This window comes from Clostridium sp. (assembly GCF_032552055.1).
In the GTDB taxonomy this organism is placed as follows: domain Bacteria; phylum Bacillota; class Clostridia; order Clostridiales; family Clostridiaceae; genus Clostridium.
Window position 1 is genome coordinate 1 of sequence record NZ_JAWGSV010000116.1, and the last position, 9,690, is coordinate 9,690.

12 protein-coding genes are annotated in these 9,690 nt (G+C 28.9%); 5 read left to right on the top strand and 7 right to left on the bottom strand.

Annotation, left to right across the window (positions count from 1 at the left end; genetic code table 11):
• Together E6248_RS09170 and E6248_RS09175 are read right to left on the bottom strand one after the other, a co-directional pair.
• Positions 1–426, bottom strand: a 426-nt coding sequence (locus E6248_RS09170) for a 5-formyltetrahydrofolate cyclo-ligase (RefSeq protein WP_316340518.1), incomplete at its 3' end; no start/stop codon positions are given.
• 146 nt (positions 427–572) lie between these two features.
• Positions 573–1,583, bottom strand: a complete 1,011-nt coding sequence (locus E6248_RS09175) for a homoserine dehydrogenase (protein WP_316340519.1) — start codon at positions 1,581–1,583, stop codon at positions 573–575.
• A 395-nt stretch (positions 1,584–1,978) separates the two neighbouring features.
• Between E6248_RS09175 and E6248_RS09180 the strand changes: the two genes are divergently transcribed.
• Positions 1,979–2,359: a MerR family transcriptional regulator gene (locus tag E6248_RS09180; RefSeq protein WP_316340520.1), complete on the top strand. Its 381-nt coding sequence runs from the start codon at positions 1,979–1,981 to the stop codon at positions 2,357–2,359.
• Positions 2,360–2,456: 97 nt separating this feature from the next.
• Here the strand turns inward: E6248_RS09180 and E6248_RS09185 are convergent, their stop codons facing one another.
• Both E6248_RS09185 and E6248_RS09190 read right to left on the bottom strand, forming a co-directional pair.
• On the bottom strand, positions 2,457–3,410 hold the full coding sequence (locus tag E6248_RS09185) for a metallophosphoesterase (RefSeq protein WP_316340521.1): 954 nt from the start codon (positions 3,408–3,410) through the stop codon (positions 2,457–2,459).
• Between the two features lie 221 nt (positions 3,411–3,631).
• Positions 3,632–5,326 carry a PTS transporter subunit EIIC gene (locus E6248_RS09190; protein ID WP_316340522.1) on the bottom strand — a complete coding sequence of 565 codons (1,695 nt, stop codon included), beginning with the start codon at positions 5,324–5,326 and terminating at the stop codon, positions 3,632–3,634.
• 529 nt (positions 5,327–5,855) lie between these two features.
• Here E6248_RS09190 and E6248_RS09195 point away from each other — a divergent pair.
• Genes E6248_RS09195 through E6248_RS09210 form a run of 4 tightly spaced genes read left to right on the top strand, consistent with a single transcriptional unit; the run spans position 5,856 to position 8,555 of the window.
• Positions 5,856–6,524, top strand: coding sequence for a DUF969 domain-containing protein (locus E6248_RS09195; protein WP_316340523.1), 669 nt, complete (start codon positions 5,856–5,858; stop codon positions 6,522–6,524).
• A gap of 8 nt (positions 6,525–6,532) precedes the next feature.
• A complete protein-coding gene (locus tag E6248_RS09200; protein WP_316340524.1) occupies positions 6,533–7,462 on the top strand; it encodes a DUF979 domain-containing protein in 930 nt (309 codons plus the stop codon).
• 20 nt (positions 7,463–7,482) lie between these two features.
• Positions 7,483–8,124 (top strand): pyroglutamyl-peptidase I, encoded by a 642-nt coding sequence (gene pcp / locus E6248_RS09205; RefSeq protein WP_316340525.1) that lies wholly within the window; start codon positions 7,483–7,485, stop codon positions 8,122–8,124.
• Positions 8,124–8,555 carry a gamma-glutamylcyclotransferase family protein gene (locus E6248_RS09210; protein WP_316340526.1) on the top strand — a complete coding sequence of 144 codons (432 nt, stop codon included), beginning with the start codon at positions 8,124–8,126 and terminating at the stop codon, positions 8,553–8,555. Before pcp ends, E6248_RS09210 begins: the two co-directional genes overlap by 1 nt.
• A 164-nt stretch (positions 8,556–8,719) precedes the next feature.
• Here the strand turns inward: E6248_RS09210 and E6248_RS09215 are convergent, their stop codons facing one another.
• The 3 genes from E6248_RS09215 to E6248_RS09225 form a co-directional block, all read right to left on the bottom strand.
• On the bottom strand, positions 8,720–8,887 hold the full coding sequence (locus E6248_RS09215) for a hypothetical protein (RefSeq protein WP_316340527.1): 168 nt from the start codon (positions 8,885–8,887) through the stop codon (positions 8,720–8,722).
• An 11-nt stretch (positions 8,888–8,898) separates the two neighbouring features.
• Positions 8,899–9,399: a topology modulation protein gene (locus E6248_RS09220; RefSeq protein WP_316340528.1), complete on the bottom strand. Its 501-nt coding sequence runs from the start codon at positions 9,397–9,399 to the stop codon at positions 8,899–8,901.
• A gap of 78 nt (positions 9,400–9,477) precedes the next feature.
• Positions 9,478–9,639 carry a hypothetical protein gene (locus tag E6248_RS09225; RefSeq protein ID WP_316340529.1) on the bottom strand — a complete coding sequence of 54 codons (162 nt, stop codon included), beginning with the start codon at positions 9,637–9,639 and terminating at the stop codon, positions 9,478–9,480.
• Between the last annotated feature and the right edge of the window lie 51 nt (positions 9,640–9,690).

Genomic DNA, 9,690 nt, shown 5'->3' on the forward strand with positions numbered 1-9,690 from the left:
ATATCCACCACCATAACCTATTCTATTCCCTTCTAAATCAAAAACAGCTCCTGGAACTATAATTAAATCTATGTTTTCCTTGGCAATAAAATTAGAATCATCCTTAGGCTCTAATATTCCCATAGAGTTTTCTTCTAAATCATCAAAATTATTTAATCTTATAGCTTTCATTTCCCTATTAACTTTATAAACCTTAGGTATATAAACTTCTTTTCCATCTTCTAAAGCTCTATCAATTATTGGTTTAGTATCTATCTCACTTCCAAAGCTTAAATAGATAAAAATATTTTTAGCTTCTTTATATAAGTCTAAATTAATTATCTTATTAAAAATCTCTCTATCCATCTCTTCTTTTCTATTATTATCTATAGAATTTCTCTTGTCTAAAACAATATTTCTTAATTTCTTCTTTTCTTCTTTATTCATAATTCTTACCCCCTTATATCATTAGCAATTTATCCTTTACCAATGAATCCCTCTATTAAGATAATACATAATTCACTCTGTGAAAGTTCTGCTAGTCAAAACAAGTTTTTAAGCATCACTTTTGGTATAATATCCAAATTAACTTGTTATTTTATACCTCTATTTATATTTACTATATCTCTTAAGATTGAGGCTGCTGCATTTACAGTTCCAGAAGCTCCTCCAATTATGCTAATATCACCTAAGGTATCTGTTGAATAATTAACACCTTTATTTTTATTATCCACAAAATACAGTGGATGTTCCTTATTTAATACCTCTGATCTTACATATGCAGAAATTTTATTATTCTCATTATATACTTTTCCAATCAGCTTAATCTTATTACCTCTAGCTTTTTCTCCTAGAATCTCTTCCTTCTTTACTTTATCTATCCCTTCAATACTTATATCTTTAAGAGATAAATTAGCATCCATTAATACATTAGCTAATATTAATATTTTAGAAGCTGTATCATAGCCCTCTACATCTAACTTATAATTAGATTCTGCAATCCCTAAAGAAATTGCCTTGTTTAATGCATCTTTATATTCAACCTCATTTTCGTACATTTCTGATAGGATATAGTTGCTAGTCCCATTTAATACACCTTCAATAGATAATATTTCAGATCCAGCTATATCATAATTTCCTACATTTATTGAAGGTAAGGCTCCTCCTGTAGTACATCCAACTCCAAGTGCTAATCCATTTTTATCTGCAATAGATTTTAACTTGTTATACTCTAATAATATAGGTCCCTTATTTCCTGTAACTACATTTATATTATTTTCTAAGGCTAGTCTAATATGAGTTAATCCAGGCTCTCCAGTTTCTATATTAGTATTTGTAAGCTCAACTAAAATATCTATATCTCTATTATCTACTATATTATGTATATTAATATCTTCTTTAAAGTCAGAATCTACTAAACTATAATCTCTATCAACTATTTCCTTAATATTTATTCCATCTTTATTATAAATTCCACCATTACTCTTAATTAAATACTTTACCCTTATATCTAAACCTTTTTTCTTTAAGCTATCTTCTTTATCTAATAAAAGCTTTATAAAAGCCTTACTAACTCCCCCAAATCCAATTATCCCTACATCCATAATTCTGCCCCCTTAATCTACTAAAAGGATATTTCTAAATCAAATTCACTATTATTTTCTTTTTACTAGCTTTAATTAACTAAAACACCTTTTAAATAACTTAATTATATCAGAGTTTTCATTGTTCACACAAAGGTTCATTTTACTGTATTCCTACTAAATAAGTTAATAATATCAATTTTTATCTCCTTTTAATTATTCAACTTAAGTATAATTCCTCCAAAAATTAATTTCAAAACATCTATTGACCTAGAGTTAACTCCAAGGAGTATTCTTTATTTGTAATAAAGAACCAATGAACAAATAAAAATACTACTTCATTTCTAATTAATATCATAATTTTGTATTATAAATGCTATTTGGTATAATTAAAGTATAAATAGGGGGTGTAATTTATGACTATAACAGAAGTAAGTAAAATGTTTAATATTTCAGCTGACACCTTAAGATATTACGAAAGAATAGGGTTGATTCCAGCCGTTAATCGTACTCCTGGTGGAATTAGAGATTATACAGAAGAAGATTGTAAATGGGTTGAATATGCTAAATGTATGCGTAATTCTGGAGTTCAAGTTGAAGCCTTAATAGAATATGTTGAGTTATTCCAAAAGGGTGATTCAACTACTGCTGCTAGAAAGCAAATTCTAATTGATCAAAGGGATATCCTACTTAAAAAGACTTTAGAAATGCAAAAAACATTAGAACGTTTAAACTTAAAAATAGAACGATATGAAGAAACACTATTAAAAGCAGAAAATAATTTAATTAATCATTAAATTTTATATTTTAAGATTAAGCTTTCAACTAATATAGCTACATTAAGACTTACTTTGTTTTAAATCAAGCTCTATATTATTTAAAAGCTTTATCTCTTTACTTTGAAATTTCAGTACTAAATATCCATTGCTTTTCTTTTATATCTCTTCCCTTAATAAGAACCTTATTTTCATTGACTTCAACATAGATACCTTTAATATAACTTCTATCTCTTACAAATCCATTTTCAGTACTTGAATCAGGAAGAATAGTATAATGAACTGCTCCTGTATGAATTACAGTAAATGGCTTATTTAAAACAACACTATCTTTAGTTAAATCCCTATGTGTATGAGATGAAAATACTACTACTTCAGGATAATCTGCTAATATTTCTTTTATTTCTTCACTTTGCTGTACTCCAGTCCATGAACTATCTCCAAAATCTAAATGCTGATGTAAAAATACAAATATAGGCTTACCCTTCTCATATTTTTCAGCTAATTTTTCTTTGAACCATTCTATTTGCTCATTAGATATAAATGCTGTTACTGAATTAATAGTTTCTGAGTTTCCATCTTCAGATCCTAAAGATATAAAATGGTAATCATTTATCCACTTATCGTGATAGACCTTTTGCTCTCCTGCGAATTCTAAATACCTATTTATAAAACCTTGAACTAGTTCTTTTGAATTAGTTTCTATTTTATAATCAAAAAACTCATGATTACCTATATTCTTTATAATTGTTTTAGGTAATAAATCCTTATTTTTCTCTAAAATTTTCTCTACAGACTTATATTGCTCATCTAATCCTTGATCTACAACATCGCCATTTAGTATTAAAGCATCCATATTTGGATTTATTGTATATAAATCATTAATAGCTTCTTGAAAATGTTCAATATTTTCATGAACATCTCCAAGTACTGCAAAGGAAAGGTCTGAATTTGATTCGGCTATTACTTTCTTAGTATTTTTAGAAATAGGCCTTGGCTTACTTGCCCATGTAATTGATACTATTACTAGAATAAGTATTCCAACTATACTAATTATCTTTAATCTTTTCACTATATACCCTCCATTAAAACAACCTCAATTAAATCCTTTATTTAAATATCCTTATTAAAAATAATATAAACTTATTATACATATCTTTATTGAAAATAATGTAATTTTATTATACTTCATTTCTATACTAATTATTCTTTTTCATAAAATTTTATTATAGAAAAAAGGTCGCTAACTCATGTTATAAGAGTTAGCGACCTTTATATAAATCGTTCTATATATTAGTCAATATCTAGAATATTTTTAATTTCATTTTTATAAGCATCTGCTTTTGCACCGAAGATAGCTTGAATTCCGTTACCTACTTCAACTACTCCTGCTGCTCCTAAAGCTTTTAATTCATCTTTATTTACATTTGCTTTATCTTTTACTTCTACTCTTAGTCTTGTGATACAAGCATCAACACTAACTATATTTTCTTCTCCACCTAAAGCAGCTAATACAGCTGGTGCATTTTCTTGAATTTCATTTCCTTTTCCAGCTTTTTTTGCTGATTTTTCATTTATATCAGCTTGCGGAATACCTGCTTTTTCTTGGTAATCTGATTTTGAGTAAAGCTTAACTTCTTCTTCACTTTCATCTCTACCAGGAGTTTTTAGGTTAAACTTCTTAATTAAGAATAAGAATAAGAAGTAGTAAACTACTGCATAAACTATACCTACAAGAATTAATCTTATCCAGTTAGTTGGAACTCCTGCTCCTGCTGGTAATAAACCGAATAATGTAAAGTCTATTAAACCACCTGAGAATGTCATACCTATAAATACATTAAGTACATCCATTAACATAAATGATAAACCTGCTAATACACAGTGAACTCCATATAATACTGGTGCAACGAATAAGAATGTAAATTCTAATGGCTCAGTTATACCTGTAAGTAATGCTGTTACTGCTGCTGATGCTAATAATGAACCAACAACTTTTCTCTTAGCTGGAGCTGCTGTGTGATACATAGCTAAAGCTGCTGCTGGAAGACCAAACATCATGAATGGGAATTTACCAGCCATAAATCTTGTTGTTCCTGAAACTATATTTGCCATATCTGCTGATGAAGCTCCAACTAAGCTACTCATACTTGATAATTGAGCAAAGTAAGCTGTGTTAGCACCTGCAACTGTTTGCCATGCACCATCAACTAATATTTGTCCTTCAACAAATGATCCATACCAGAATGGAGTATAGAATACGTGGTGTAATCCAAATGGAATTAATGCTCTTTCAATAACTCCATAGAAGAATGTTCCTATTGCACCTGCATTTCTAACTAATTCTGAAAGTACTCCGATACCATTTTGAACTACTGGCCAAGCGAATGCTAATAAAGCACCAACTACTGCCATTGCTAAAGAAGTTACTATTGGAACAAATCTTGATCCTGAGAAGAATCCAATAACTTGTGGTAATTGTATTGTATGATATTTATTGTGTAATATTGCTGTAACTATACCTGTAATAATTCCACCAAAAACTGACATATTTAATGTAAATATACCTAAGTTAGTAGTAACGTAAGTTCCATATTCTCCAACTGAATCTGGAGTAACAACACCTAATTGAGTTAATCCTAATGCTAGCATTGAAGATATAACTTGGTTCATAACTATGAAACCAAATATTGAAGCTAAACCTGCAGTTCCCTTATCTTTTTTAGCAAGTCCAACCGCAACTCCTACTGCAAATAGTAAAGGTAGGTTTCCAAATATAATATCCCCTACATTTTTCATTATTGTTAATATAGCAGTAACAACTGGAATATTAACAAAAGCAATTAATGGTTGATAAACCGCTGGTGGGTTAGATAAGCCTGAAATTCCTAGTAAAGCTCCACCAACTCCTAATAATATACCTGCAATTGGTAGTGCAGCTATTGGAAGCATTATTGCTTTACCAATTCTTTGTAATTGTTGTAACATTTATAATTCCTCCTTTAATATAAATTTGTATAAATGAATTAAAAAATAAATACCTCAGTAGAATGTTCCTATCCAGACATATTATTTACATTTTCTCTAAAAGTTATTATAAAAAAGCCTTAAAAAAATAAAAAAAGGACCAAAACTTATAGATATAGCTATATCTATAATATTTTTAGTCCTTGCCTGCTTTACCAGTAACACACTACTTTTTAAATTATGTATTTATCATATCATAATAGAATTTAAATGTAAATGTTTTTTTGAAAATATTTTTAAAATAAGGCCTAAATTTTAGTAATTACTATGAAATAAATTTAATTTAATTAACTTTTATTTATAGAATTTAACTTATTACTATATTCTTATGTCCCTATTTGAAAACCAACCTAAAATAATTATTTGATTTGTATTTTTGAAACAGTTTTTTGCATAAATTATCAAATATTACTATAGATTTTTTATAAAAATGCATATATAATAAAATTAATATTCAAAAAACAACAAAATTCGAAAGGATTCGATAACAATGGCATTGATAGGAATACTAATAATTATAGTAGGATTCGCACTTAAATTTAATACAATTGCAGTAGTAATTGTTTCTGGTATTACAACTGGACTAATTGCTGATATGAGCATTTCTGAAATACTTACAACTTTAGGTGAAACTTTTGTACAAAAAAGAGAAATGAGCTTATTCCTTTTAACATTACCAGTAATAGGTTTGTGTGAAAGATATGGATTAAAAGAAAAAGCAATTATGTTAATAGAAAAAGTAAAGGGGTTATCAACTGGTAAACTTATATCTGGATATTTATTTATTAGAGAAGTTGCAGCTGCTATGGCAGTTAAACTTGGTGGTCATCCTCAATTTGTTAGACCACTTATTAACCCAATGGCTCAAGGAGCTGCTATTTCGAAATATGGCAAGCTTGACGAAGAAGACGAAGATTTAATTAAAGCTAATTCAGCAGCAGCTGATAACTATGGTAACTTCTTTGGTCAAAATGTTTTCTTAGCAAACTCAGGTGTTTTACTTATTGCAGGTACTTTAGAAACTCTTGGATATAGTAATATTGATACATTGCAAATTGCTAAAGCTTCAATTCCAGTGGCTATAATAGCATTTATATTAGGTGTTATTCAAAATTATTTATTAGATAAAAAACTTTCTAAAAAATATAAAAATAGGTAGGACGATATATGGATATTAAGGCATTTTCAAATATACTATTAGAAATATTCTACATTATGGTTGGTTTATTCTTTATACTTACTATGATGTTTACTTTAAAAGATAAAAATCATAAAACTAAATATGGTACTGCATCATTCTGGGGAATACTTGGTGTTATATTTATACTCGGGGAATTTATTCCTGCAGTTGTATCTGGTTTACTTATTGTAATAATAGGTGTTTTAGCTGCCTTTAACCAAATTAATATGGGCACTCTAAAACAATTAGATAGTACTTTTGCAAACTTAAAAGCAAATAAAATTGGAATAAAAATCTTTATTCCTTCATTAATAATTGCTTTAGTCGCATTACTTATTGCCCAATTTACACCAATTTCTGGTGTTGCTGCTGTAGGTATTGCTGCAATAATAGCTCTAATAGCTACATTTATGATTACAAAAGCTAAACCTAGTGAATTCTTAGAAGATAGTAATAGAATGTTCCAATCCGTTGGATCTACTGCAATATTGCCTCAATTACTTGCTGCTCTTGGTGCATTATTCACAGCTGCTGGGGTTGGTGATATTATATCTAATATGATTTCAAGCGTTATTCCAGAAGGTAATGTATTAATAGGAATAACTGCTTACTGCGTTGGAATGGCTTTATTCACTGCTATTATGGGTAATGCTTTTGCTGCATTTTCAGTTATTACTGTTGGTATTGGAGTTCCTTTTGTTTTTGCTCAAGGTGGAGACCCAATAATTGCTTCTGCCCTAGCAATGACTGCTGGATTCTGTGGAACTTTGTTAACTCCAATGGCAGCTAACTTTAATGTATTGCCAGTAGCTTTATTAGAAACAAAGGATAAGAATGCAGTTATAAAGGCACAAGCAGTATTTGCAATAACTTTACTTGCAATTCATATACCATTAATGTACTTCTTAGCATTTTAGTACATAAAGGAGGATTATAGATGAAAATATTAATTACAGGATTTGATCCATTCGGTGGAGAAAATATAAATCCAGCTTTAGAGGCTGTAAAGAAATTACCTGATACTATTTTAGGACAAGAAGTTATAAAAATAGAAATACCAACTGTATTTAGAAAATCGCTAGAAAAAATTGAAGAAAATATAGAAAAACATAATCCAGACGTAGTAATATCTGTAGGTCAAGCTGGTGGAAGATTCGGAGTAACACCTGAAAGAGTTGCTATTAATATGGATGATGCAAGAATTAAAGATAATGAAGGTAATCAACCTATCGATATATCAATATATGAAGATGGTGAAGCTGCATATTTCTCTAATCTACCTATAAAGGCTATGGTTAAGGAAATGACTGATAATGGTATTCCAGCTTCAGTTTCAAATAGTGCTGGTACATTTGTATGTAACCATGTTATGTATGGAATTCTATACTTAGTAGATAAAAAGTATCCAAATATAAGAGGTGGATTTATACACGTTCCTTATATTCCATCTCAAGTAACTACAAAGCCTAACACTCCATCTATGTCTATAGATGATATATCAAAAGGATTAGAACTTAGCATAAAAGCTATCATAGAAAATTCATCAGATATAAAAACTGTAGGTGGAACTATCTGCTAATGACTAAAAAAGCAAATATTTTTGTCTATGGCAGTTTAAGAGAAGGCTTCTTTAACTATGATATTTATTTAAAGGGAAAGATTAAGTCTATAAGACCTGCTGAAATAACTGGCTTTGATTTATATCATATGCCTTATAAAGGTTATCCAGCAGTATTTCCTGGAAATAATACTGTAGTTGGTGAAGTAGTTGAACTTGAAAATTACGATTCAACATTAAAAGCCATGGATGAAATGGAAGGTTTCTTAGGTGAAGGAAACCCAAATAATGAATACTCAAGAAAACTTGTAAAAGTTAAATTAACTGATGATGAAAGCTATGAAGATTGTTATTCTTATTTTTATAATAGGGATATAGATCCAAAATTCCAAAATGAGGCCATATATATTGAAAATGGCGATTGGAAGGACTACATGCTAAATTCAAAGTAATGAAAGAATTAAATAATGAAATAATGAATGTATTTAGGAGCTTTGCTATGCAAAGCTCCTAACTCATACAGATACTCATATAATTAAAATCTATAAAGATTTTAATTATATATATCTTAATTTTTTCATTCTTTAATTCTTTAATCAATAAAATGCTTCACATTTTAAAAGTCTTCCTCATCATCTTCTATATGTCTTTGTCTTTCTCTTTCTTTTTCTCTATCATATTTTTTAAGAGCATATAGTACTCCTTCTTCTACAGCTGTTCTTATTATATAGAATAATATAACAAAGAAAATTATTATTCCTATTATCCCAAAGCTTCCTAGCATCCTTTTTCCCCTTATAATGTTTTTATAAATTCATTGCATTCTTTTCTCTTTGTGAATATGTATATTTCTTTGTCTTTTTGTTCTTCAATAATCTTATAAAATTTATCTCTATGTTCTCTATTAAAATTCCATATCCATTTAATAAATTCTAAATCAAATCTTTCTGGACATCCATCTGCCATATCTGGACGAACCTTCCCATAGCTAGATAAAACTCTCTTTATTACTCCAAATAAAGAAGTTCTTCTTGGATAATCTAAATATATTATAGTGTCACACCTTTTAATTCTCTCTTCTAGGGTTCTATCATAATTTCCATCTATAATCCACTTATCCTTCTCTAATTCTTTCATAAGTAATATATTAAATTCTTCTCTAGGTATGTTTATCCAGCCTTCTTTCCAAAATAACTTGTCTAGATGCACTACTGGCAAATCAGTTTTTTTAGATAAAATCCTTGATAATGTGGATTTACCACTTCCCCCACATCCTATAATTATAACTCTTTCCATACTTAAGTCTCCTTTGTATTTATAAATACTATTTAGGTGCCTTAGTCATTTACTTCAGTGTAATATTTATATAAGTCATTATTTATAAGAATTTGAGACAACATTTCCAGCATTCGATATACTATTCCCATTATTATTGCCACAGTATATTCCCTTTTTTATAGGTGCAAGTAAAAATCCAGCTACAATTCCACCTAAAAGGCATATTAGTCCAAATGATATCTTCTCATTATTTTTCATACTAATTCCCCCATTTAATAAGTTTATTTTAATTATATCATATCAATATAC

Excerpts from the sequence above, each read along its gene's own strand:
- E6248_RS09175 (WP_316340519.1), bottom strand. The coding sequence starts at position 1,583 with ATGGATGTAGGGATAATTGGATTTGGGGGAGTTAGTAAGGCTTTTATA.
- E6248_RS09195 (WP_316340523.1), top strand. The coding sequence starts at position 5,856 with ATGGCATTGATAGGAATACTAATAATTATAGTAGGATTCGCACTTAAA.
- E6248_RS09220 (WP_316340528.1), bottom strand. The coding sequence starts at position 9,399 with ATGGAAAGAGTTATAATTATAGGATGTGGGGGAAGTGGTAAATCCACA.
- E6248_RS09190 (WP_316340522.1), bottom strand. The coding sequence starts at position 5,326 with ATGTTACAACAATTACAAAGAATTGGTAAAGCAATAATGCTTCCAATA.
- E6248_RS09200 (WP_316340524.1), top strand. The coding sequence starts at position 6,533 with ATGGATATTAAGGCATTTTCAAATATACTATTAGAAATATTCTACATT.
- E6248_RS09210 (WP_316340526.1), top strand. The coding sequence starts at position 8,124 with ATGACTAAAAAAGCAAATATTTTTGTCTATGGCAGTTTAAGAGAAGGC.
- pcp (WP_316340525.1), top strand. The coding sequence starts at position 7,483 with ATGAAAATATTAATTACAGGATTTGATCCATTCGGTGGAGAAAATATA.
- E6248_RS09215 (WP_316340527.1), bottom strand. The coding sequence starts at position 8,887 with ATGCTAGGAAGCTTTGGGATAATAGGAATAATAATTTTCTTTGTTATA.
- E6248_RS09225 (WP_316340529.1), bottom strand. The coding sequence starts at position 9,639 with ATGAAAAATAATGAGAAGATATCATTTGGACTAATATGCCTTTTAGGT.
- E6248_RS09180 (WP_316340520.1), top strand. The coding sequence starts at position 1,979 with ATGACTATAACAGAAGTAAGTAAAATGTTTAATATTTCAGCTGACACC.